The 22,738-nt window shown below is 63.4% G+C and carries 19 protein-coding genes; 13 read left to right on the plus strand and 6 right to left on the minus strand.

Annotated features, from left to right (window positions below; all coding sequences use genetic code 11):
- The first annotated feature begins 139 nt into the window (after positions 1-139).
- The gene (locus tag ASD63_RS08640) at positions 140-433 is read left to right on the plus strand and encodes a hypothetical protein (RefSeq protein WP_034787562.1); all 294 of its coding nucleotides are present in this window, start codon (positions 140-142) and stop codon (positions 431-433) included.
- Positions 434-469: 36 nt separating this feature from the next.
- Here ASD63_RS08640 and ASD63_RS08645 read toward each other — a convergent pair whose 3' ends face one another.
- Complete coding sequence (locus ASD63_RS08645; RefSeq protein WP_060529005.1) at positions 470-1,168, minus strand: aspartate/glutamate racemase family protein; 699 nt, start codon at positions 1,166-1,168, stop codon at positions 470-472.
- A 222-nt stretch (positions 1,169-1,390) separates the two neighbouring features.
- On the opposite strand from ASD63_RS08645, the gene ASD63_RS08650 reads away from it, so the two are divergent.
- The 5 genes from ASD63_RS08650 (at position 1,391) to ASD63_RS08670 (ending at position 6,599) form a co-directional block, all read left to right on the plus strand.
- Positions 1,391-2,920: an ABC transporter substrate-binding protein gene (locus tag ASD63_RS08650; protein WP_060517714.1), complete on the plus strand. Its 1,530-nt coding sequence runs from the start codon at positions 1,391-1,393 to the stop codon at positions 2,918-2,920.
- Between the two features lie 115 nt (positions 2,921-3,035).
- A complete protein-coding gene (locus ASD63_RS08655) occupies positions 3,036-3,977 on the plus strand; it encodes an ABC transporter permease (protein ID WP_034787569.1) in 942 nt (313 codons plus the stop codon).
- On the plus strand, positions 3,977-4,846 hold the full coding sequence (locus ASD63_RS08660) for an ABC transporter permease (RefSeq protein WP_034787571.1): 870 nt from the start codon (positions 3,977-3,979) through the stop codon (positions 4,844-4,846). The genes ASD63_RS08655 and ASD63_RS08660 overlap by 1 nt, the downstream gene beginning before the upstream one ends.
- Positions 4,847-4,849: 3 nt before the next feature.
- Positions 4,850-6,061, plus strand: a complete 1,212-nt coding sequence (locus tag ASD63_RS08665) for an amidohydrolase/deacetylase family metallohydrolase (protein WP_060529006.1) — start codon at positions 4,850-4,852, stop codon at positions 6,059-6,061.
- 46 nt (positions 6,062-6,107) lie between these two features.
- On the plus strand, positions 6,108-6,599 hold the full coding sequence (locus ASD63_RS08670) for a RidA family protein (RefSeq protein ID WP_034787577.1): 492 nt from the start codon (positions 6,108-6,110) through the stop codon (positions 6,597-6,599).
- Positions 6,600-6,614: 15 nt separating this feature from the next.
- Here the strand turns inward: ASD63_RS08670 and ASD63_RS08675 are convergent, their stop codons facing one another.
- Entirely contained in the window at positions 6,615-7,421 is an 807-nt protein-coding gene (locus tag ASD63_RS08675; RefSeq protein ID WP_034787939.1) for an IclR family transcriptional regulator, read from the minus strand.
- Between the two features lie 202 nt (positions 7,422-7,623).
- Between ASD63_RS08675 and ASD63_RS08680 the strand changes: the two genes are divergently transcribed.
- The gene (locus ASD63_RS08680; RefSeq protein ID WP_060529007.1) at positions 7,624-8,823 is read left to right on the plus strand and encodes an aminotransferase class V-fold PLP-dependent enzyme; all 1,200 of its coding nucleotides are present in this window, start codon (positions 7,624-7,626) and stop codon (positions 8,821-8,823) included.
- A gap of 47 nt (positions 8,824-8,870) precedes the next feature.
- Complete coding sequence (locus ASD63_RS08685; protein WP_060529008.1) at positions 8,871-10,706, plus strand: ABC transporter ATP-binding protein; 1,836 nt, start codon at positions 8,871-8,873, stop codon at positions 10,704-10,706.
- A gap of 93 nt (positions 10,707-10,799) precedes the next feature.
- Here the strand turns inward: ASD63_RS08685 and ASD63_RS08690 are convergent, their stop codons facing one another.
- Entirely contained in the window at positions 10,800-11,276 is a 477-nt protein-coding gene (locus ASD63_RS08690) for an Lrp/AsnC ligand binding domain-containing protein (protein WP_034787587.1), read from the minus strand.
- A 142-nt stretch (positions 11,277-11,418) separates the two neighbouring features.
- Between ASD63_RS08690 and ASD63_RS08695 the strand changes: the two genes are divergently transcribed.
- The 5 genes from ASD63_RS08695 to ASD63_RS08715 all read left to right on the plus strand — a co-directional run bounded on the left by ASD63_RS08695 (position 11,419) and on the right by ASD63_RS08715 (position 19,151).
- Positions 11,419-12,438 (plus strand): 1-aminocyclopropane-1-carboxylate deaminase, encoded by a 1,020-nt coding sequence (locus ASD63_RS08695; protein WP_060529009.1) that lies wholly within the window; start codon positions 11,419-11,421, stop codon positions 12,436-12,438.
- Positions 12,439-12,488: 50 nt separating this feature from the next.
- Complete coding sequence (locus ASD63_RS08700) at positions 12,489-14,876, plus strand: 1-deoxy-D-xylulose-5-phosphate synthase N-terminal domain-containing protein (protein WP_060529010.1); 2,388 nt, start codon at positions 12,489-12,491, stop codon at positions 14,874-14,876.
- Between the two features lie 161 nt (positions 14,877-15,037).
- Positions 15,038-15,793: an alpha/beta hydrolase gene (locus ASD63_RS08705; RefSeq protein WP_060529011.1), complete on the plus strand. Its 756-nt coding sequence runs from the start codon at positions 15,038-15,040 to the stop codon at positions 15,791-15,793.
- Positions 15,794-16,025: 232 nt separating this feature from the next.
- Positions 16,026-17,210 carry a cellulase family glycosylhydrolase gene (locus ASD63_RS08710; protein ID WP_034787610.1) on the plus strand — a complete coding sequence of 395 codons (1,185 nt, stop codon included), beginning with the start codon at positions 16,026-16,028 and terminating at the stop codon, positions 17,208-17,210.
- A 117-nt stretch (positions 17,211-17,327) separates the two neighbouring features.
- Entirely contained in the window at positions 17,328-19,151 is a 1,824-nt protein-coding gene (locus ASD63_RS08715; RefSeq protein WP_159415697.1) for an adenylate/guanylate cyclase domain-containing protein, read from the plus strand.
- Positions 19,152-19,208: 57 nt separating this feature from the next.
- Here ASD63_RS08715 and ASD63_RS08720 read toward each other — a convergent pair whose 3' ends face one another.
- From ASD63_RS08720 to ASD63_RS08730, 3 genes are read right to left on the minus strand one after another with little or no spacing between them, the layout of a single operon-like run.
- The gene (locus tag ASD63_RS08720) at positions 19,209-20,054 is read right to left on the minus strand and encodes a sugar phosphate isomerase/epimerase family protein (RefSeq protein WP_060529013.1); all 846 of its coding nucleotides are present in this window, start codon (positions 20,052-20,054) and stop codon (positions 19,209-19,211) included.
- Positions 20,051-21,361 carry a DUF6005 family protein gene (locus ASD63_RS08725; RefSeq protein WP_060529014.1) on the minus strand — a complete coding sequence of 437 codons (1,311 nt, stop codon included), beginning with the start codon at positions 21,359-21,361 and terminating at the stop codon, positions 20,051-20,053. The genes ASD63_RS08720 and ASD63_RS08725 overlap by 4 nt, the downstream gene beginning before the upstream one ends.
- Entirely contained in the window at positions 21,358-22,638 is a 1,281-nt protein-coding gene (locus ASD63_RS08730) for an AMP-binding protein (protein WP_034787620.1), read from the minus strand. The genes ASD63_RS08725 and ASD63_RS08730 overlap by 4 nt, the downstream gene beginning before the upstream one ends.
- Positions 22,639-22,738: the final 100 nt, after the last annotated feature.

Below are 22,738 nucleotides of genomic sequence, written 5' to 3' on the forward strand. Positions count from 1 at the left end.
TATCGCACCGCAACGCACGATCTTAATGGAGAAGCCGCGTTCGACGCCGGCTCCCCTCCTGGACTCACCCCAGTCGTAGACTTTTCCCCCGGCTTCGGCCGGCGCGGCCATTTCGGCTTGAACAATAGGGAAGGTAATCATGCAGACAACTGCCAAAACTCCCGACGCCAAGACACTGGATGCCATGACGCTGGATGAACGCTCGAACATGATGGCGCTGGTAGCGGAAGCGCTCGAGGCAACGGCCGAGAAGGCCTACGAGATCGGCGACGACCGGTTCGCCGAGAACTCGATCAGCCTCGCCAACATCATCATCGGCTGTGCGGACGACCTGGTGGTCGGCGACTTGCCAGCCGCCGAACTGCTTTTGCAGCAGGGCATAGCACTTCTCAGCCTGTTTCCGGGCGAACCTCGGGAATTCACCTTGCACTAGCCCTTGCAACCACGGCCGACGGCCAGTCGGCCGTGGTCAGGCGTCCCCGAGCGCGAGGTCGACCGCAGCAAGCGCGTGGATCTCGGTCGTATCGAACACCGGGACCGGGCTATCAGCCTGTGAAATCAAAAGCATGATCTCGGTGCAGCCCATGATGATCGCTTCCGCGCCCGCATCGACAAGCCGCGCGATGATAGCGCGATAGGCGTCGCGCGAGCTGTCTTTGACGATACCGGCAACGAGTTCGCGGTAGATGATCTCGTGCACCTTCGCCCGGTCTTCCACCTCCGGCACCAGCACATCGAGACCGAATTTTTCCGCCAAGCGACCTTTGTAGAAGTCCTGTTCCATGGTGAAGGCCGTTCCGAGCAGGCCGACTTTGCGAAGGCCCGCCGCCTTGATCTTCTCCGCCGTCGGGTCGGCGATATGCAGCAGCGGAATGGAGACGGCTGCCGAAAGGTCCGCCGCCATCTTGTGCATGGTGTTGGTGCAGATCATCAGGAAATCGGCGCCGCCTGCCTCGAGACGTCGCGCTGCGGCGATCATCTCTCCCGTCAGGGCCGGCCAGTCGCCGTGATGCTGCAGGCGCTCGATCTCGCCGAAGTCCATCGACCACATCAGCGATTTCGCCGAGTGCACGCCGCCCAGGCGCGCGCGAACCGTCTCGTTGATGATGCGGTAATACTCCGCCGAGCTCTCCCAGCTCATGCCGCCGATCAGGCCGATGACCTTCATTCTCTTCTCCCTTTTCAATCCGGACTCCGGGCTAACAAATCCCGCGCCTTCGCGATAGCTCCCGTCCACTTATGCACCCTCCAGGACAAGGGTTCCGGCCCGCCGCTGCCGGCGGTTGTGACACGACGACGACAGCCGGTTGACATTTCCGGCTTTGTGCCTTTTTATATTCCAAAATAAAGAACGACATAGCATAACTATGGAATATGAGGAGGAGCAAATATGAAATCGACTAAACTCGCATTGCTTATTGGAACCGCATTGGTGGCATCGGCAACTCTCGCCTTTGCGCAGGAAAAGGGCGGCGTGATCAACGTCGCGACCGTCGGTGAGCCGCCGACCCTCGACCCGATGGCATCGACGGCCGACCTGGTCGGCATAGTCTCGCAACACATCTTCGAGACGCTCTACACCTTCGACAAGGACTGGAAGCCGACCCCGCTTCTGGCGGCAGCACTTCCGGAGATCAGCGCCGACGGCAAGACCTACACGATCAAGCTGCGCTCGGGCGTCAAGTTCCACGACGGCACCGATCTCGACTCGAAGGACGTCGTCGCCTCGCTCGAGCGCTGGACCAAGGTCGCCTCGCGCGGCAAGCAGACGGCAACGACGATTTCCGGCATCGAAGCGATCGACCCGCTGACGGTGAAGATCTCGCTCACCACCCCTTACGCGCCGCTCGTTTCGCTGCTCGCCTTCAACAACTCCGCGGCGATCGTGCTTCCTTCCGAAAAGCAGGCCGAGCCGATGACTGATTTCGTCGGCACCGGCCCCTACCAGCTGAAGGAACGCAAGGCGGACCAGTACATCCAGCTCACCCGCTACGATGCCTACAAGTCGCCGGAAGGCGAAGCCAACGGCTATGGCGGCGCCCGCCACCAATATGCCGACGAAATCCGCTTCGTGCCGGTTCCGGACCCGAACACCCGCGTCGAAGCGGCCGTTTCCGGCCAGTATGACTATGTCGATTCTCTGCCGGTCGAATCCTTCGAACGCGTCAAGGGTTCGAGCGCTTCCGAACCCGTCATGCTGCAGCCCTTCGGCTGGCCAGTCTTTGTCTTGAACTCCGGCAACGGCATGACCAAGAACCTCGACCTGCGCAAGGCGATCCGCGCTTCGCTCAGCATGGAAGACATGATGGCGGCAGCCTTCGGCACCACAGACTTCTATGCGCTCGACGCCGCTCTCTACCCGTCGCAGTTTACCTGGCGGACCGATGCCGGCACCGAAGGCGCCTACAACATCGCCGATGCGGAAAAGGCTGGCGAACTCCTGAAGGCCGCCGGCTACAAGGGCGAGCCGCTGCGCATCCTGACGAGCCGCCAGTACGAGTTCCACTACAAGATGGCGCAGGTCGCGGCCGAATATCTGAAGCTCGCCGGCTTTACCGTCGATCTGCAGGTGGTCGACTGGGCGACGCTGACCCAGCGCCGCGCCGACCCGACGCTCTGGGACATCTACATCACCCACAGCCCCTTCCTGCCGGAACCGGCCCTCATCGGCATGATGTCGACCAAGGCGCCCGGCAACTGGGATACGCCTGCGCGCGCCAAGGCGGTCGATGCCTTCAACGCCGAATCCGACCCGGCCAAGCGCGTGGCGCTGTGGGCAGACGTGCAGAAGGTGATCTTCGAGGAAGTGCCGTTCATCAAGATCGGCGACTTCAACGCGCTTTCGGCGAAGTCGAAGTCGCTCGACGGCGTCTCGCCGGCCCCGTGGCCGTACTTCTGGAACGCTTCGATCAAGAAGTAAGCTCCCCCTCCCAAGGGACTTCGGCGGGCAGCCGGGCCATGCGCCTGGCGCCCGCTCGAAGGGGCGCGTCACTCCACCCTTGCGGCGGAGCGCACAGGAAAGGTTCGAGGCCACCATGTTACGCTACATCTTCCAACGGCTGATGGGCATGATCGTCGTCATGGCGATTGTCGTCACGATCGTCTTCGTCATCGTCCGCGTGACGCCCGGCGATCCCGCCGCCGTCATGCTCGGTCCGGAAGCAACCCAGGAAGACATTACGGCGCTGCGCAGCCGGCTTGGCCTCGACCAGTCGCTCGGCCTGCAATATGTTTACTATATCGGACAACTGCTGCAGGGCGATCTCGGTCAGTCGATCTTCCTCAACCAGCCGGTCACGTCAGCACTGGCGGAGCGTGCCGAGCCGACCTTCTTCCTGACCCTGTTTTCCATCGTGATTGCCTGCGCCATCGCGCTGCCGATCGGCATCTATGCCGCCTACAGGCGCGGCTCCTTCGTCGACCAGGCGGCAACAACGCTTGCCATGCTCGCCGCCAGCATACCGAGTTTCTGGCTTGGCCTGATCCTGATCCAGGTCTTTGCCGTGCGTTTCGGCTGGTTCCCGGTCTCCGGCTATGGCGGCCCCGGATCCTCCTTCACCGAGCGCATGTATCACCTGACCTTGCCGGCGATCGCGCTCGGCGTCGTCTCCTCGGCGCTGATCCTGCGCTTTACCCGTGCATCGATGCTCGACGTGCTCGGCGACGATTTCATCCGCACCGCCCGCGCCAAAGGCCTCGGCGAACGCAAGGTGGTGATGAAGCACGCACTGAAAAACGCGCTGATCCCGATCCTGACGATCATTGGCCTCACCGCCGCCGTGCTGATCTCGGGTGCGGTTGTCACGGAAACCGTCTTTGGCCTGCCCGGCGTCGGCAATCTCGTCGTCTCCGCCGTGCTTCGCCGCGACTATCCCGTCATCCAGGGCGCGCTGCTCGTCATTGCCGCGCTCTACGTGCTGATCAATTTCGTGATCGACATGCTCTATCTCCTCGTTGATCCAAGGGTGCGCTACTGATGTCTATCACCGTATCTGCCCCCACCGAGAGCGAAGGCCGCAAGTTCGTCCGCCGGCTGTTGAAGCGCAAAACCGTTGCCTTCGGCCTGATCGTGCTCACCGTCTTCGTGCTGCTTGCCGTCTTCGCGCCGCTGATCGCACCCTATGCGCCCGGCAAGCTGTCGATCGTCAACCGGCTGCAGCCGCCGAGCCTGCAATGGTTCTTCGGCACCGACGAGTTCGGCCGCGATGTCTTCTCCCGCACCATCTATGCCGGCCGATTGTCGCTGCTTGTCGGTGCGGCGGTCGTCACGCTTGCAACCGTGATCGGCGTCGTGCTCGGTCTGCTCGCCGGCTTCTTTCCGAAGCTCGACACGCCGATCGCCCGCGTCATCGACGCGATGATGGCCTTCCCGGACATCCTGCTTGCGATCGCGCTGGTCGCGGCCTTGGGCCCCTCGCTGACGACCGTCATCATCGCGCTCAGCATCGTCTATGCGCCGCGGCTCGCCCGCGTGGTGCGCGCCTCGACACTGGTCATCCGCGAGCTTCCTTATGTCGAGGCGGCCCGCGCGCTCGGGATCTCGACGCCACACATCATGACGCGTCACGTGCTGCGCAATCTGCTTTCGCCCGTCCTCGTGCAGGGCACCTTCCTCTTCGCCCATGCGATGCTTGCCGAAGCCGGGCTTTCCTTCCTCGGCGTCGGCGTCAGCCCGGAAATCCCGACCTGGGGCACGATGATCGCCTCCGGGCGTCAATATATCGGCCAGGCCGACTGGGTAACGCTCTTCCCCGGCATCGCCATCGTGCTTTCGGTCTTGTCGCTGCAGATGGTCGGTGACGGCCTGCGCGATATGCTCGATCCCCGCCTCAGAAAGGACCTGTAAGTCATGACGAACGCAACATCGAACGCCGGTCCGGTGCTGATCCGGCAGGTGAAGCCCGTCGCCTTCGGCATGGCCGCACCGGCTGAAACCACCGACATCCTGGTCGACGGCGAAGGCCGCATCGCAGCCCTCGGCCCGAACCTGGAGGCATCAGGCGACGTGCGTCGCATAGAGGGCAAGGGCGCCTGGATCTCGCCCGGCTGGATCGACCTGCACGCCCACGTCTGGCACGGCGGCACCGACATTTCTGTGCGCCCGCAGCTTTGCGGCATGGAGCGCGGCGTCACCACTATCGTCGACGCGGGTTCGGCCGGTGAAGCCAATTTCCACGGCTTTCGCGAATACATCATCGAGCCGTCGCGCGAGCGCATCAAGGCGTTCCTCAATCTCGGCTCGATCGGGCTTGTCGCCTGCAACCGCGTCAGCGAACTCTCCGACATCCGCTCGATCGACATCGACCGTATCATCGCCTGCTACCAGGAAAACCGCGAGCACATCGTCGGCCTGAAGGTGCGCGCCAGCCACGTCATCACCGGTTCCTGGGGCGTGACGCCGGTGAAGCTCGGCAAGAAGATCGCCAAAATCCTGAAGATCCCTGTCATGGTGCATGTCGGCGAGCCGCCGGCGCTCTATGACGAGGTTCTGGAAATCCTCGGGCCCGGCGACATCGTCACCCATTGCTTCAACGGCAAGGCCGGTTCCAGCATCATCGAGGACGAGGACCTGTTTGAGCTTGCCGAACGCTGCGCCGGCGAAGGCATCCGCCTCGACATCGGCCACGGCGGCGCCTCGTTCTCCTTCCGCGTGGCGGAAGTGGCGATCGCCCGCGGTCTGCTCCCCTTCTCGATCTCCACCGACGTGCACCTGCGCAGCATGAACCAGTCCGTCTGGGACCTGGGCACCACCATGTCGAAGCTCTTGAGCGTCGGCATGCCTTTCGAAAAGGTGGTCGAGGCCGTGACTCAAGCGCCCGCCTCGGTCATCCGCCTGCCGATGGACAATCTGCTTACCGTCGGCGCCCGCGCCGAATTCACCCTCTTCGACCTCGTCGATAGCGAGCTTCGGGTCTTCGATTCACTCGGCGCCGAAGCGCACCTCAACCGCCTCTTCGAGCCGCGCTACGCGGTCATGGGCACCCACGTGGTTGCCGCCAATCGTTACCAGCCGCAGCATATCGAGTGCCCGGACCACAGCCACGGCTTCAGCTACCGCTAAGCCAGGGCGACAGAATACAGAAATGACAGGACAACGCGTGAACAGTATGGACCCGAAAAACGACAGCCCCGTCGCTGTCTCACCTTACGAACGCCTTCAGGCCCTCGGCATCAACCTGCCGCCGGCGCCACCGCCGATCGCCAATTTCGTGACGCATGTGCGCGAAGGCAACATCCTGTATCTCTCCGGCCAGGGCCCACGCGAGCCCGACGGTCATCTCTACGCCGGCAAGGTCGGCGGCGATGTCGACATCGACAGCGCCTATGACCACGCACGGTTAACCGGCATCAACCTGCTTGCGGTCATGCATGATGCGCTCGGAGACCTCGGAAAGGTCAAGCGCATCGTCAAGATCCTGGGCATGGTCAATGCCGTTCCGGATTTTGCCGAACATCCGCGCGTCATCAACGGCTGCTCGGACCTGATGATGGACGTTTTTGGAGCGGCCGGCAGCCATGCGCGCTCGGCGGTGGGTTTCGGGTCGTTGCCCGGCAACATCACCGTCGAGATCGAGGCGATCGTCGCTCTGCACGAGTGACGACGGGAGGTCGGATCAGTGGCTGCGCCAGCCCATCATTTTCTCGATCCGCTCGGCGGAAACCCTGACGTGATCGGCGTAGAACGCCCGATCGTCGAGGATTTTCTGCTCGGGCAGAACGATCGAGATCGTGGCGGCGCAATTGCCCTTGTCGTCGAGGATCGGGGCTGCGACGCAGGCGACGGCATAGTCGGATTCGCCCGCCTGGATCGACAGCCTTGCGGAAAGCGCGCTTTCGGCCTGGGCGGAGAGCGCGGCCGGATCGATATCGGCGCGGCCGGTCGGCGAGGTTCGTGCACAGCGGCGGAACAGCTCCAGCCGTTCGTCGGCGGGCAGATGCCCCACCAGCAGACGGCCCGAAGCCGTCCAGTTGAGCGGCACGCGGGTACCAACGCGCGAGGTCACCTGGAAATGGCCGGGACCATCGGCCATGGCGAGCACCTGCATGTAGTCGCCGTCGCGGCCGCAAAGCTGGATCGTCTCGGCGACTTCACGGCCGAGGTCGTGCATCTCGCGGGTGGCGACGCCGAGGAAATCGAGCGAGCGGGCATAGGCAAGGCCATAGTGATAGAGCCGGTCGCCGAGCCAGACGAGCCCATCGGCATCGCGGCTAAGCAGGTTCTTTTCGACCATGTCGTCGACGATGACATAAGCGGTCGACAGCGGCGCGCCGACAGCCTTGGCAATCGCGTAGACGCCACTCGGGGAACCCGTCTCATAAAGGAAATCGAGCACCTGCAAGGCGCGATCCATGCCGCTCACGCGCGAGCGGCGCGGCTTGCCGGTCGTTTCCATATCGTCGGTCGGCTCGACGCCGGTCATCGTCTTGTCCACTGCTTCACTCCTGCACCGCTCGAAGGGCGTGCTGCCGGTAAAATCTCGGCTTCCGCTGCCGCCGCGCCGCCGATGGCGGCCGCGTCAGATAGCGCAAAGCCTCACTCATACTTCATTACTATGGTAGATATTCCGCGAAGACGGAATAGTCTATCCGCTTCGACCGCCAGAAAATCATATGGAGACCACTATGCCTGACCGTGACATTCGCGAAGCTCTCGGACTTCGTCCCGTTATCAACGTCTCCGGCACGATGACCAGCCTCGGCGCATCGATCGTGGTCCCGGAAGCGATCGCGGCCATGACAGGCATACTGCCGCAGTTCGTCGAGATCAACGACCTGCAGCGCAAGGTGAGCCCGGTGATTGCTCGGCTGACGGGTGCCGAGGCCGGCTTCATCACGGCGTCCTGCTCCGCCGGCATCAGCCTCGCCATTGCCGGCACCATGACCGGAAGCGACCTTGCCGCCATCGAGCGCCTGCCGGATACGACCGGCCTCAAGAATGAAGTCATTCTGCAGATGGGCCATGTGGTCAGCTACGGCGCGCCCGTCGACCAGGCGATCCGGCTTGCCGGCGCCAAGCCGGTGATCGTCGGCCAGGCGACGTCGGCCTATCGCTACCACATCGAGGGCGCGATCAACGAGCGCACCGCTTGCGCCGTCTACGTCGTCTCGCATCACGTGGTGCAATACGGTCTCGTCGGCCTCAGGGAATTTGCCGAGGTCTGCCATTCGAAGGGTGTGCCGGTCATCGTCGACGCCGCTTCCGAATACGACCTGCGCATCTTCCTCGATGAGGGCGCCGACATCGTGCTCTATTCCGGCCACAAGTTCCTGGGCGGCCCGACCTCCGGCATCGTCGCCGGCAAAAAGGAAATGGTGCGCAACACCTTCCTGCAGAACCTCGGCATCGGCCGCGGCATGAAGGTGGGCAAGGAAAGCATGCTCGGCGTGATGGCGGCACTTCAAGCCTGGGAAACCCGCGACCATGCCGGCATCCGCGAGCGCGAAACCGGTTACCTGAACCTCTGGTGCGAGACGCTCGACGGCCGTCCCGGCATCAAGCCGGTGATCGAGGCCGACCCGACCAACAACCCGCTCGACCGGCTGCGCGTCAACATCGACCCGCAGGAAGCCCATATCACCGCCTGGGATCTCGCCGATGCGCTGGCCCGCGGCGCGCCGCCGATCATCGTGCGAGACCACGAGGCCGAGCACAATTACTTCTACCTCGACCCCTGCAACCTGCATCCGGGCCAGGAGAAGATCGTCGCCAGCCGCCTCGCCGAGGAGCTCGACAAGGCGAGAGCCTCGAACGAGATCATCGCCACGTCGCTCGCCGAACGCAACGCACGCCGCTTCGCCGGCCTGCTGCGCTGGCCCGACTGACCCGACGACCAACTACGATACGCGCAGCATCTGACGGAGGAAACGAGATGACCGAGACCAAAGCCCAGCCGGACCGTTCGACGGCGCCCGTTCTCTCCGTCGAGAACCTGACGACCTCTTTCCTGGTCGACGGCGCCTGGAAGCCTGTCGTTCGGGACATCTCGTTTACCGTCGCGCCCGGCGAAACCGTGGCGATCGTCGGCGAATCCGGCTCGGGCAAGAGCGTCACTTCGCTGTCGATCATGCGGCTCCTGCAGAAGGAGACGAGCCGCGTCGAAGGGCGGGTGATGATGGGCGGGCGCAACATTCTCGACTTGCCGGAATCTGAGATGCGCCGCGTGCGCGGCAACGATGTCGCGATGATCTTCCAGGAGCCGATGACCAGCCTCAATCCGCTGTTCACCATCGGTGACCAGATCTCCGAGGCCCTTCTCTGCCACAGGCCAATGTCGAAGGCCGACGCCCGGGCGGAAACCATCCGATTGCTCGAAAAGGTCCGCATTCCCTCCGCCGCCTCGCGCTTCGACGAATACCCGCACCGCTTCTCCGGCGGCATGCGCCAGCGCGTGATGATCGCCATGGCGCTCGCGAGCCGGCCGAAGCTCCTGATCGCCGACGAGCCGACGACGGCGCTCGACGTCACCATCCAGGGCCAGATCCTCGACCTGATCAAGGTGTTGCAGGAGGAGGAAGGCACCTCGGTGCTCTTCATTACCCACGACATGGGCGTGGTCGCCGAAATCGCCGACCGCACGGTGGTGATGTTCCGCGGTGACGCGGTCGAGACCGGCAACACCGAGGACATCTTCCTTCGGGCGAAACACCCCTATACCCGCGCACTGCTCTCGGCCGTGCCGATGCTCGGCTCGATGAAGGGCGAAAGCCAGCCGATGCGTTTTCCCGTGATCGACGCCGCGACCGGGCTGCCTTCGGCGACGGCGGAAGCCACCGATACGGTCCAGGCCGGCCGCAAGCCGATCCTCGAGGTCAAGAACCTCGTCAAGCGCTTCGACATCCACGCCGGCTTGCTCGGCAAGCTCAAAGGCCGCGTCCACGCCATCGAGAACGTCTCCTTCAGTCTGCAGCCGGGCGAGACGCTGTCGCTCGTCGGCGAATCCGGCTGCGGCAAGTCGACGACCGGCCGGGCCATCATGCGGCTGATCGAGCCGGAAAGCGGCTCCGTGGCGCTCGACGGCCAGGACGTCCTCAAAATGGATCGCAGGCAGCTGCGCGAAATGCGCCGCACCATGCAGATGATCTTTCAGGATCCTTTCGCGAGCCTCAATCCGCGCATGACGGTGGGCGCCGCGATCGCCGAACCCTATCTCGAACACAAGCTCGGCACGGCACGGCAGGCGCGTGAGAAGGTCGCCGACCTGCTCGAACGCGTCGGACTGCAGGCCGACATGGCCGCCCGCTACCCGCACGAGTTCTCCGGCGGCCAGCGCCAGCGCGTCTGCATCGCACGCGCCTTGGCGCTCGACCCGAAGCTGATCGTCGCCGACGAGTCTGTTTCGGCACTCGACGTCTCGATCAAGGCACAGGTCATCAACCTCTTGCTCGACCTGCAGGCGAGCCTCGGCCTTGCCTATCTTTTCATCTCGCACGACATGGCCGTCGTCGAGCGCGTCAGCCACCGGGTCGCCGTGATGCATCTCGGCGAGATCGTCGAAATCGGCTCGCGTGCGCAGGTTTTCGAGAATCCGCAGCATCCCTATACGAAGAAGCTGATGGCCGCCGTCCCAATCGCCGATCCGACCCGTCGCCATGCGCGCCGCAATGTCGCGAGCGACGAGCTGAAGAGCCCCTTGCGCGCGCCCAACTACGTTCCGGAAACGCGGCGCTATCAGCAGGTCGCAGACGATCACTTCGTCCAGGTCTGACCGGGTTGCACCTATCGGGCCGCATCCGGCACGCTGAAGACGTACCGGGTCTCGCGTGCCCTTCGATGCGAAAGGCCAATCGTTCGACGACCGTCAGAACGGCAGCCGGGCGTTCTCCTTGACTTCCTTCATCACAAAGAAGGTGCGCGTCTGGCGTACCCCCGGTAGCGCAATCAGCTTCTGACCGTGCAGTTTGTTGAAGTCCGCCATGTCTCGGACCCGGATTTTCAAAAGATAGTCGAAGTCGCCAGCAACGAGATTGCAGTCGAGCACTTCCTTCATCTCCAGCACCGCGCCCTCGAAGGCCGCAAAGCTCTCGGGCGTCGAACGATCGAGCACAACGCCGACCATCACCAACGCTCCGAGACCGACCGCTGCCGGCGCGACCTCCGCCCTCACACCGGTGATATGACCCTCTTCGAACAACCTCTGTGTTCGCCGATGACAGGTCGCCGGACTGACGTTTACCCGCTCGGCAAGGTCGGCGTTGGTCAGCCGTCCTTCGGATTGCAGGGCACGCAGGATCTTGAGATCGATCCGGTCAAAATCATCATCGGAAGAATCTTTCATTATGCATCCCGTTTATTGAAGAAAATCAAAACTTGATCGGAACTCTATTCTATCCAGCGAAATTTGAACAGCAATTTAGAGAGCACCTTTCACGAGACTTCGCCTATCCTTTTCCTACAATTTTCACACGGAGGCCTGGATCATGTCACTGCTTGAGAAGTTCGAACGCTACCCCCTCACCTTCGGCCCGACGCCGATCGAGCATCTGCCGCGACTGACGGCGGCGCTCGGCGGAAAGGTCGCGATTTACGCCAAACGCGACGACTGCAATTCCGGCCTCGCCATGGGCGGCAACAAGCTCCGGAAGCTTGAGTATATCGTGCCCGACGCAATCGCTTCGGGCGCCGATACGCTGGTCTCGATCGGCGGCGTGCAGTCGAACCACACCCGCATGGTCGCCGCCACTGCTGCCAAGATCGGCATGAAATGCGTCGTCATCCAGGAAAAATGGGTGCCGCACTATGATGCGGTCTATGACCGCGTCGGCAACATCCTGATGACACGGCTGATGGGGGCGGACAGTCGACTCGTCGACGACGGTTTCGACATCGGTATTCGGAAGAGCTGGGAAGATGCGATCCAGTCGGTTAAGGATGCCGGCGGCAAGCCCTACCCGATCCCGGCCGGCGCCTCGGTGCACAAGTATGGCGCACTCGGCTACGTCGGCTTTGCCGAAGAGGTGGCGGCACAGGAAAAGGAGCTCGGCTTCACCTTCGACTACATCGTCGTCTGCGTCGTCACCGGCTCCACCCAGGGCGGCATGATCGTCGGCTTTGCCGCACAGGACCGCGCCGATCGGGTGATCGGCATCGATGCATCGGGCACGCTCGAGCAGACCCGCTCCCAGGTTCGAAGGATCGTCGACTCGACGGCCGAACTGGTTCGCCTCGGCAGGGCGATCCGCGAAGACGAGATCGTGATCAATCCCGATTACGCCTATCCCGCCTATGGCGTACCATCCGAGGAAACCAACGAGGCGATCCGGCTCGCGGCTCGCACCGAAGCGATGATTACCGACCCTGTCTATGAGGGCAAATCCATGCAGGGGATGATCGACCTTACCCGCAAGGGATTCTTCCCGGAGGGGTCTCGCGTTCTCTACGCCCACCTCGGCGGCGCACCGGCGCTCAACGGCTACAGCTACTACTACAAGGACGGCTGAGTCCTTGGCCTAGACTGTCACCTTACGTCCTTCTCCATCGGAACCTGGCGATGACCGACACGACCCATCTGAAGACCATTGAAAAGCGCCTGCTCTGGCTCTCCCACTGGATGATCCATCACGCCAACCACATCCGGCCGAAGGTCGACGGCATCAAGACTGGGGGGCATCAGGCCAGCTGCGCCTCGGTCGTCTCGATCATGACCGCGCTCTATTTCTCGGCGCTCAGGCCGGAGGATCGTGTTGCCGTCAAGCCGCATGCGGCGCCGGTCTTCCACGCGATGCACTATCTGATGGGCCGACAGACGCGCGAGAAACTTGAGAACTTCCGCGGCTTTGGCGGGGCGCAGAGCTATCCGAGCCGGACCAAGGATGTCGACGATGTCGATTTTTCGACCGGCTCGGTCGGACTCGGCGTCGGCATCACCGCGCTCGCCTCGATCGTCCAGGATTTCGTCCGTGCCAAACAATGGGGCGAGGGCAAGATCGGCCGCATGGTCGCGCTCGTCGGCGATGCCGAGCTTGACGAAGGCAACGTCTACGAGACGCTGCAGGAGGGCTGGAAGAACGACCTCAGGAACTGCTGGTGGATCATCGACTATAACAGGCAGTCGCTCGACGGGATCGTGCGCGAGGGCCTGTTCGAGCGCGTCGAGAAAATCTTCGACGCCTTCGGCTGGGACGTGGTGCGGGTGAAATATGGCGTGCTACAGCGCGCGGCCTTTGCCGAACCGGGCGGCCAGAAGCTGCGCGACTGGATCGACGGTTGCTCCAATCAGGACTATGCGGCGCTGACTTTCATGGGCGGTGCCGTCTGGCGCAAGCGGCTTGCCGACGATCTTGGCGACCAGGGTGACGTCTCGGCGCTCATCGAGCGGCGCAGCGATGCCGAGCTTTCAGCGCTGATGGAGAACCTCGGTGGCAACTGCGTCGAGACGATGGCCGAAACCTTCGCAGCGATCGACCATGATCGGCCGACCTGCTTCCTTGCCTATACCATCAAGGGCTGGAGCACGCCGATTGCCGGCCACAAGGACAATCACGGTGGCCTGATGACGACGACCCAGTTCGCCGAATGGCAGGCGCATATGGGTGTCGGGCGCGGCGAGGAATGGGAGCCTTTCGCCGGAGTGGCGGATCGTCAAGCGCTCCAGGCGTTCCTCGCCGCGGTCCCTTTCTTTGCCGAAGGCATACGCCGCCACGCCGAGCACCGGCTCGAGGTGCCGCCGATCGCGTTTGAGACCCAGCGCGAGGTGTCGACGCAGATGGCCTTCGGCAAGATCCTCGACGATCTCGCCAAGGGCAAGTCGGACCTGGCCGAACGCATCCTCACGACGTCGCCCGATGTCACCGGCACCACCAGTCTTGGCGCCTGGGTCAACCGGCGCAAGCTCTTTGCCCGCCAGCCGCTCGCCGACGCCTTCATCGAGCACCGCATTCCATCGACGGCAAAGTGGGAGTTCACTCCGGAGGGCCAGCATGTGGAACTCGGCATCGCCGAGATGAATCTGTTCCTATTGCTCGGCGCCGCCGGCCTCAGCCATTCGCTCTTCGGGAAAAGGCTGATCCCGATCGGCACTGTCTATGACCCCTTCGTCTGCCGCGGCCTCGATGCGCTCAACTATGCCTGCTACCAGGACGCCCGCTTCATGATCGTCGGCACGCCCTCGGGCGTGACGCTGGCGCCCGAAGGGGGCGCGCACCAGTCGATCGGCACGCCGCTGATTGGGATCAGCCAGGACGGACTGGCAGCGTTCGAACCAGCCTTTGCAGACGAACTCGCCGTCATCATGGAATGGGCCTTCGACTACATGCAGCGCGATGGCGACAACGATCCGGACGAGCGCACCTGGCTGCGCGACGAGACCGGCGGCTCCGTCTATCTGAGGCTCACCACCAAGCCGCTCGAACAGCCGCTGAAGCGCGTCGACGATGATTTTGGCCAGGGTGCAATCGACGGCGCCTATTGGCTGCGCAAGCCAGGGCCAAACTGCGATGTCGTCATTGCCTACCAGGGTGCGGTGGCCGACGAGGCGATTGCCGCTGCCGGACTTATAGGCGAGGTCCGCCGCGACATTGGCGTGCTCGCCGTCACCTCGGCTGACCGTCTCAATGCCGGTTGGACGGCCGCCCAGCGCGAACGGGCCCGTGGCAACCCCCGTGCGAAAAGCCATATCGAGCGGCTGCTCGATCCGCTGCCCGGCCACTGCGCGATCGTCACCGTGCTCGATGGCCATCCGGCAGCGCTCTCGTGGCTCGGTGCCGTCGCCGGCCACCGCACCATCGCGCACGGCGTGGAACATTTCGGCCAGACCGGCACGATCGGCGATCTCTACCGCCACTTCCGGCTCGACCGCAACGCGCTCGCGGCATCCGCAATGGCGCTGACGGCAGGCCGGCGAACCGCTGCCGGACAAGCGGCTCTCCTCTTCCCATAGTTCAGCAATCGCCGTCCGAACTATCGAAGACGCACCATCATGCGCCGCGGACCCCGCGGCCAGAGCATGCGTGCGCCTCTCAAAATCCAGAAGCGTCACCCGAAGAAGGCGCCGCTTGTCGGGGAACAATCACTCCGCTCTCAAGGAAAGGAAACCTAAGAATGCGAAAGATGAGAATCCTGGCTGCCACACTCCTGGCTTTGGCGGCGGCCCCGCTTGGGCATGCCCTGGCCGAACCCGTCAAGAATGTCGTCATCGTGCACGGCGCACTCGCCGACGGCTCGAGCTGGCGCAAGGTCTTCGACCTTTTGACCACCAAAGGCTTCACCGTCACGGTCGTCCAACCGCCGATGACCTCGCTTGGCGACGATGTCGCGGCAACCAAACGCATCCTCGACCTGCAGGACGGCCCATCGGTCCTCGTTGGCCACAGCTATGGCGGCATGATCGTCACCGAAGCCGGGACTTCCGAAAACGTCGCCGGCCTCGTCTATGTCGCAGCCTTTCAGCCGGATGCTGGCGAAACTCTGCTTGACCTGGCAGCCAGGAAGCCGGCTGCAACCAAGGGCATCGCGGCAACGGACGACGGATATCTCTATCTCGATCCGGAAGTCTTCGCCGCGGACTTCGCCGCCGACGTTCCCGAGGTAGAAGCCCGTTTCATGGCTCATTCCCAGGTCTTCCCGGCAAAATCTGCCTTCGAGACGAAGATCACGGTACCGGCCTGGAAGGGCAAGAAGAGCTGGGCGCTGATTGCGACCGAAGACCGGGCCATTCATCCGGACTTGATGCGGACGATGGCCAAGCGTGCCGGCAGCGATACGGTCGAGGTCAAGGCAAGTCATGCGGTCTTTCTGTCCCAGCCGGCCGCCGTCGCCGAACTGATTGAGAAGGCGGCGACAGCGCTTTCCGACTGATCGCGAAGATATCCAGGCAAGCGGGCCTCGCAGCGGATCACTGATCCGCTGCGAGGCCTTTTTCTCGCGAAGAACGAAACCGCTAGGCATCAGTCACCGCCAATGGGTTTCGCAAACTCGCTTTGAACCCTGACGCTGTTCCCCAGGGAACTTCAGCGAAACGATCCGCCGGTAGGTTGGCCGCGCCAAACCAAGAGCCGCGAAGGCCAAGAACTCCAGAAGGACCGACCGAATGCGCCTGATTGCCTCCGCCCTCCTCGCTTGCAGCCTTGCGGGCTCCGCCAGTGCCGCCGATCTCATCACCTTCTGGGATAAGCCGCAGCATGGCGGCAACAGCTTCAACCGGCTGCCCCCGGACGACGCCTATTTCAGGGCCTTGGCCGGCTACGGCGCCACCTGGGTGCGCCTGTCCTACGACAAGTGGGAGCCGGCCAAGCGCGACTATCTGATCGGCGACGCCGACAAATACGAAGGCATACCGGCGGCAGACCTCAAGACGCTGAAGGAGACCCTCGACCGGGCCGACAAGGCGGGCCTCAAGGTCGTCATCGCGCCGCTGTCGCTGCCCGGCATGCGCTGGGCGCAGAACAACGGCAACCGGTTCGACGGCCGTCTCTGGCAGGACAAGATCTGGTGGGGCCAGGCAGCAGCCTTCTGGCAGGATCTGGCCCGCGCGCTGAAGGATCATCCCGCGGTCGCCGCCTACAACATCGTCAACGAGCCGGCGCCTGAAAAGAGGAACGGCCTTGCCGAACATGCCGACCGAAAGACGATGCAAGCCTGGTACGGCGACCAGGCGGGCAGCGCCTCGGACCTCAGGGCCTTCTACAAGACGGTAATCGCCGCCATCCGGGCGGTCGACCCGGCAACGCCCATCATGGCGGATGCCGGCTGGTATGCGGCTGCCGACGCCTTTTCCTATTGGCCGGCAGCGCTCACCGACCAGAAGGTGCTCTACAGCTTCCACATGTATGAGCCCTATGCCGCGACCAGCGCACCGAACATGAAGCGCGACAAGCCCTACGCCTACCCCGGCAAGGTGCCCTTCGGCGACGGCGAGGAGACGTGGGACAGGGCCCGGGTCGAAGCCTATCTTGCAGAGCCGGTGCGATGGGCAAAAGACAAGGGCGTGCCGCTCAATCGGCTGGTTGCCGGCGAGTTCGGCTGCATGCGCCTGTGGTCCGGCTGCAAGACCTATCTCGAGGACGTGTTGACCGCGCTCGACAGGGACGATCTGCACTGGGCCTTCTACAGTTTCCGCGAGGATGCCTGGGACGGCATGGACTACGAGCTCGGCGCGAAAAAGGTCGGCTGGAAATACTGGCAGCAGATGGAGGCCAACGAGCGCGACACGACGCCGCGCAAGGCGACCCCGGAGTTCGAGCCGATCAGCCGGCGGCTGCAAGGGACAGATTGACGCAGAACGGGAAAGGCCGGCGCACGCTTGGAAAAAAGCCCAAAACAGCTAGAAGAGGGTGCATTCCTTGCGGGGCCGCGCGAATGGCGAGCACCTGCTGCAACATGAGGCATGCTGGTGCAGACGACCAAGGCGACTAACGCCGAAACACCCAACCGAACCATCTCCCTGTCGCGCACCCTGGCGATCGTGATGGCAGCCCTGGTCGCCCTGACCGCAGCCGTTATCCTCTCGGTCGTCTGGTTCATGTCAGCGGGCACGACCCGCGACCTGCTCGTGCAATCGGCGCATCTCGGCCTGGAGGCGGTGCAGACGCAAATCGGCAGCCGCTTCTCGCCTGTGGAGGATCAGCTCGCCTTTCTGGCGCGAGAGGTCGGTGCCGGCCGCCTCGACCCGAAGGATTCGCCGAAGTTCGAACGCGTGATGACGGGCGCTCTGGCGGCAACGCCGCAAGTTCGAGTACTCTCTTTCGTGAAGCCCAACGGCGATATCATCGGCGTTACGCAGGGTCCAAAGGGTGTCTTTTCCTATACCGACCAGGTCACGAGCGACAACGAGCGCGCGGAGATCGAGGAAGCGCGGCGCAGCGGCACGCCTCACTGGGGGCCCGTCTATTTCGTACCCGATCCGGCGATACGCACGTCAGTCACGAATTTGCAGCAACCGGCAAACCACAACGGTGAATTTGCCGGCGTTTTCCGTGCCACGATAACGGTCGACACCATGTCCGACTTCCTGCGCCAGATTGCCGTCTCGAACCCGGGGGCGACGCCCTTCGTCCTCTACGGCCGCGACCAGGTTCTCGCCCATCCGCTGATGGCCGCGGGACATCCGCTCCTTTCGGCGGAGCATCGGTTGCCGAAGCTCGACGAACTGGGCGACCCTTTTCTCGCCGCACTGTGGAAAGAACCGGCCGAGACCTTCGACGATTCGGACATGGAGATACGCGCGGTCAAGCTCGGGGACGACGGACGGGTCGTCCTGACGCGCGAGATCCGCGGCTACGCTCCCTCTCCGCTCATTATCGGTGTCGAGGTTCCGATCGAAGCGGTCGAGAAGCCGGTGTGGGACCTGCTGCGGGCCGGCATTGCCGGCCTCGCGGTGCTGTTCGTCGCGATCGTCATCGCGTGGGTTGTCGGTCGCCTGATCGTTCGCCCGGTCACCAGCATGGCGCGTGAGGTCCGTGCCGTCGGCATGCTCGATTTTGCCGCTCTGCGGCCGCTTCCCGGCAGCCTCTTCACCGAACTCGACGAGCAGGCTAAGGCCTACAACACGATGCTGACTGGGCTGCGCTGGCTTGAGACCTATGTGCCGAAGAAGCTCGTGCGCCACCTGATCGGTCGTGAGGACCTGGCATCCACCCAGCGCACCGTCACCATCATGTTCACCGATGTGGTCGATTTCACCGCGACGGCAGAAAAGACCAGCGCCGGCGACGTGGCGGCACTGCTCAACAGCCACTTCGATCTGCTCGGCCACTGCATCGAAAGCGAAGGCGGCACCATCGACAAGTTCATCGGTGATTGCGTCATGGCCTTCTGGGGCGCACCCGACGCGCAAATGGACCATGCAGATCGGGCAATCCGGGCAGCGCGGGCGATCGCCAAATCGATCGCCAGCGACAACGCCGAGCGACGCCTAAAGGGCCTGCCGCCCCTCAGGGTGCGCATCGGTATCCATTCCGGGTCGGTCGTTGCCGGCAATATCGGCATGACCGGTCGGTCGGCCTATACGATCGTCGGCGACACGGTGAACGCCTGCAACCGGCTGGAGCAGCTCGGCAAATCGATCGCGCCAAGTGAAGAGGTAATGATCCTCCTGAGCGGCGAAACCTTCGGTCTGGTGGCTGATGACGATCGCTCCGATCTCGCCCAGCTCGGCAAACATTGTCTGGCCGGCCGAAGCGAAGAGACCGAGATCTACAGGCTTCAGACACAATAGGCCCCGCGCCGACACGAGCCGGCGCGCAGACCTCCGGGCCATCATGATGCGTAACGCCTATTGGCCGGCGGCCCGGCGGTTCGGCTCGGTCCCGTCAACCGCCTCGCGGACCTGCCTGCGATCGCGACGCAGGGTCTCGAAACAATCGTTGCCGAACCATTCAAGCGACGCGTCGACCGACGGCTCATCGGCGATCTCCGTCAGGAACCGTTCGTAGTCGACAACCCCTTCGAAGAGCGGCGTCATCCCGCGCCGGCTGCCGGCCGCGGCATAGACATTGGCCGGCTCGAAGACGGAAAGTTCTGCCCGGCCGACGATGTTCTTCAGGTGGTAGTGGCGAATGTGCGGTTTCATCGCACGGTGCACGGCGACCGGGTCGTCGCCGCCTTCCCAAACATGCAGCGTGTCGAAATTGATGGCGAAGGAGGGATGGTCCACCTCTTCGATGAGCCGCATCGTCGAGGCCGCCGTGTCGGCGAGCGTCTTCGGATGCGTTTCGACAAGCAGCTGGATGCCGTAGCTTGCGGTAATGGTGCAGATCTCCTTCAGGCGCTCGACAATCTCCCGCCGCTCGTCAGCGCTGACGTCAAGGCTGCCACGGCTTCCCGCGAAGGTGCGGATCTTGCGGGTGCGCCACCGGCGCGCCAGTCGGCAAAGCTCGACCGCCTTGTGCCGCAGCGCTTCCACGTCGCCGTCGAGCGGCAGGTAATCGCTGATCATCGGCACCGAGAGGCCGTAGCCGTCGAGCCATTCGGCGTTGCGATCCGCGCGCGGCGAGAGGTTGCGCGCATGCGCGCCCCAGAGTTCGATACCCTGGAAGTCGTTGGCCTCGGCCCAGGCGGCGATCTCGTCGAGCGAGATCAGATGGTGGCGGAAAGTGATGGTGCAGAGCGAAACTCTCATCGCGCAATTCTCTTCAAGGGACGGATTTCCTGGGGGATGGCAAGATCGCACCAGAGATCGAAGACCTCTGCGAGCTTGACCTTCAGCTTCGTCTCCAGCCGGTCGGCTTCGTCGAGACGCTCGATGACGGCGCCCAACAGCGAGCGATCGCCTGTCTGGGCGAGCTTCATGCAGGCGTAGTGCAGCGTCTTCAGCGACTGAACCAGCGCCTCGATCTCCCCGCACCAGCCCTCGAACTCGGCGGCCGGCAACTTCAGCGCCCGCCAGTAGAAGGCAAAGCCGTGCTCATAGGCGTATTTTCGGATGGTGATAACAGGCAGTTCCCGCACCGCGGCGCCGAGATCAGTGAGTGCGATACCGTTCGTCCCGTCGAGATGCGCGGCGACTATCGCTCTGACGGCATCGACCAGCGGATTGCGGTCCCGGACGAAGCAGGCCTCGAAATAGGCCCTCAGATCTTCGGCAAACGGCGCGCGCGCCTCGGCATTGTCGAAGACATAACCGCCGCCGACAGTCGGCTGCATGATGGCGTGAACGACCTTCTCGCGGGCAATCTCGCCCTCCCAGCGATAGTCGGGATCGTGCACGAACCATGTGTCGGGATCGGCCGTTTCCTGCAGCATCAGATAGTGCGGGAAGGGGTTCTGGTTGAACTTGTTCTCCCGCTCCGGCAGGTGGAACATGTCGAGCATGACCATGACCGAGCCGGTTTCGCCGCGCTGTTTCATCAGCCCGAGCAGCACTGCGAGGTTGTCGAGCTTGGTGCGCTGCGGATCGTACCACTCGACGACGGAAACGCCGTAAAGCCGCTCGAACCAGCCACGGAAGAATTCCTGGGTGATATCGGGCGCATGATAGAGAAGCTCGAAACGCTCGCTGACCGCGAACTTCGCGTCCCAGACACCGAAATAGAACGGCCGCTGATCGAGCCCGTTTCGCTTCAGGCCGTCCGAGACGCAACTGACGAAGCAATGGACCTTGATGTCGTAATAGGCCTCGCCGTGCACCCCCTCGTCGGTCGTCCCGCCGGTGAGCGGAAAGGCGGGCACGATGGCGGCGGTCGGCTTCGGCACATAGAGCGCGACGAGATCGGCGACCGTTTCGATCTCCCGTTTTGCGATCGCCTCTTCCGGCACCGACAACCCGTATTCGAGCTCGAGATTGAGGAAGATTTCGAGGATCAGCACGGAGTCGAGATAGAGATCTTCGTTGAGACGGGCATCGAGGCCGAAGCCGTCCATATGTCCATGCGCCATTTTGTCGGTCAGGACGGCCTCGATCGCCGCCAGAACTTCGCTTTCGGTCATGATGCGGCTCCCGCAATCGGTTTGTTGAATTCGCCTGCCAGATGACGGGCCGCGACATCGCGGCGGCTGATTTTGCCGTTCGCCTGGCGCGGAACTGCATCGATCTGCAGGATTTCCATCGGCAACTGGTGAGATGCGAGGTGTCGGCTGCACCATTCGCGCACGGCCTGCGGCGCCACCGGCGCCTCGGCGCTAAAGAGCAGCGCCACGCGCTCGCCGGCAAAACGATCGGCCTTGCGGAAGGCCACGGCGTCGGTGACCGCCGGCATCGCCATGACGGCATCCTCCACGTCTTTCGGATAGACGTTGAGGCCGGAGACGTTGATCATGTCGTCCAGGCGGGAAACGAAGACCAGCATGCCGTCGGCGCGCCGGTAGCCGAGGTCACGCGTGTGGATCGGCGCGCCGTCGCCGTTGCTAACGACGATCTCACCCGCGTCCTCGGCGGTGTTGCCGGTGGCGGCGATCAGATGCGGCAGGACGAAGCCCATGTCACCGGCGGAAGTCACATCCGGATTGATGGCGATGCAGCCGGATTCCGAGCAGCCATATTGCTGGAACATGAACCGGCTCTTGGCGCGAATGTCGGCAAACCACGGATCGGGAAGCAGCGTGCCCGACGTCATCGTTGCGTGGATCTGTTCGCCCGCGGGCGTCAGCCGCGCCAGCGTGTGCAGGATCGCCGGCGAGGAATAGAGCAGCGGCCGTTCGATCTCGCGCAGCACCTTCAGGAGATATTTCGGGTTCGCGGTGTTGACGATGACCGGCGTCTGCCCACGCTTCAGCGCCACCAGGATGCCGCAGATCAGCCCGTAGGAATGGGTGGTCGGGCAGGCGACGACCGGCGTCATGTCCTCCGGTTCGCGGAAGGTGGCGACATAGCTTTCGATCTCGGCATCGATTTCCGTCCAGTTGCGCGCCACGCATTTCGGCGCGCCCGTCGTTCCGGAGCTCATCTGCAACAGCGTGCCCTCAGCCGAAAGCAGGTCGGATGGTTCGAGAACTTCGGCCGTCAGGCTGTTGTAGAACAGCCGGTCGCAGCCGGCGCCGATCGCGAGCTTGCGCGCGGCCGGATAGGGTGTGCCCGGATGGATCGGCAGCACGCTCGCGCCCGCCTTGCGGATGGCAAAGAACAGAGCCAGCCAATCGACCGTCTCCGAGAAGCAGACGGCGTAGCGGCCGGTGTCCTGTGCGCCAAGGCCGATCTCGGCTGCGAGTTCGGCCGATCTGGCGCTGAAATAGGCCTCGTCATAGAGCCTGTCATCGATACGGATCATGGCTTTCTCCAATGAAAGAACGCAAGGGGCAGAACGCCTTGAGTTGGCGGCTTTCCTTGGGTTCGGTTTTGTTCTGACCGGCCTTTTTTGCCGATCGGCT

The organism is Ensifer sp. Root558 (genome assembly GCF_001427045.1).
GTDB lineage: Bacteria > Pseudomonadota > Alphaproteobacteria > Rhizobiales > Rhizobiaceae > Ensifer > Ensifer adhaerens.

Bases quoted from the DNA above. Each gene is read 5' to 3' on its own strand.
- ASD63_RS08730 (WP_034787620.1), bottom strand. From the start codon at position 22,638: ATGATCCGTATCGATGACAGGCTCTATGACGAGGCCTATTTCAGCGCC.
- ASD63_RS08665 (WP_060529006.1), top strand. From the start codon at position 4,850: ATGACGAACGCAACATCGAACGCCGGTCCGGTGCTGATCCGGCAGGTG.
- ASD63_RS08675 (WP_034787939.1), bottom strand. From the start codon at position 7,421: ATGACCGGCGTCGAGCCGACCGACGATATGGAAACGACCGGCAAGCCG.
- ASD63_RS08710 (WP_034787610.1), top strand. From the start codon at position 16,026: ATGCGCCTGATTGCCTCCGCCCTCCTCGCTTGCAGCCTTGCGGGCTCC.
- ASD63_RS08650 (WP_060517714.1), top strand. From the start codon at position 1,391: ATGAAATCGACTAAACTCGCATTGCTTATTGGAACCGCATTGGTGGCA.
- ASD63_RS08655 (WP_034787569.1), top strand. From the start codon at position 3,036: ATGTTACGCTACATCTTCCAACGGCTGATGGGCATGATCGTCGTCATG.
- ASD63_RS08660 (WP_034787571.1), top strand. From the start codon at position 3,977: ATGTCTATCACCGTATCTGCCCCCACCGAGAGCGAAGGCCGCAAGTTC.
- ASD63_RS08640 (WP_034787562.1), top strand. From the start codon at position 140: ATGCAGACAACTGCCAAAACTCCCGACGCCAAGACACTGGATGCCATG.
- ASD63_RS08725 (WP_060529014.1), bottom strand. From the start codon at position 21,361: ATGACCGAAAGCGAAGTTCTGGCGGCGATCGAGGCCGTCCTGACCGAC.
- ASD63_RS08720 (WP_060529013.1), bottom strand. From the start codon at position 20,054: ATGAGAGTTTCGCTCTGCACCATCACTTTCCGCCACCATCTGATCTCG.
- ASD63_RS08700 (WP_060529010.1), top strand. From the start codon at position 12,489: ATGACCGACACGACCCATCTGAAGACCATTGAAAAGCGCCTGCTCTGG.
- ASD63_RS08695 (WP_060529009.1), top strand. From the start codon at position 11,419: ATGTCACTGCTTGAGAAGTTCGAACGCTACCCCCTCACCTTCGGCCCG.
- ASD63_RS08690 (WP_034787587.1), bottom strand. From the start codon at position 11,276: ATGAAAGATTCTTCCGATGATGATTTTGACCGGATCGATCTCAAGATC.
- ASD63_RS08705 (WP_060529011.1), top strand. From the start codon at position 15,038: ATGCGAAAGATGAGAATCCTGGCTGCCACACTCCTGGCTTTGGCGGCG.
- ASD63_RS08680 (WP_060529007.1), top strand. From the start codon at position 7,624: ATGCCTGACCGTGACATTCGCGAAGCTCTCGGACTTCGTCCCGTTATC.
- ASD63_RS08645 (WP_060529005.1), bottom strand. From the start codon at position 1,168: ATGAAGGTCATCGGCCTGATCGGCGGCATGAGCTGGGAGAGCTCGGCG.
- ASD63_RS08670 (WP_034787577.1), top strand. From the start codon at position 6,108: ATGGACCCGAAAAACGACAGCCCCGTCGCTGTCTCACCTTACGAACGC.
- ASD63_RS08685 (WP_060529008.1), top strand. From the start codon at position 8,871: ATGACCGAGACCAAAGCCCAGCCGGACCGTTCGACGGCGCCCGTTCTC.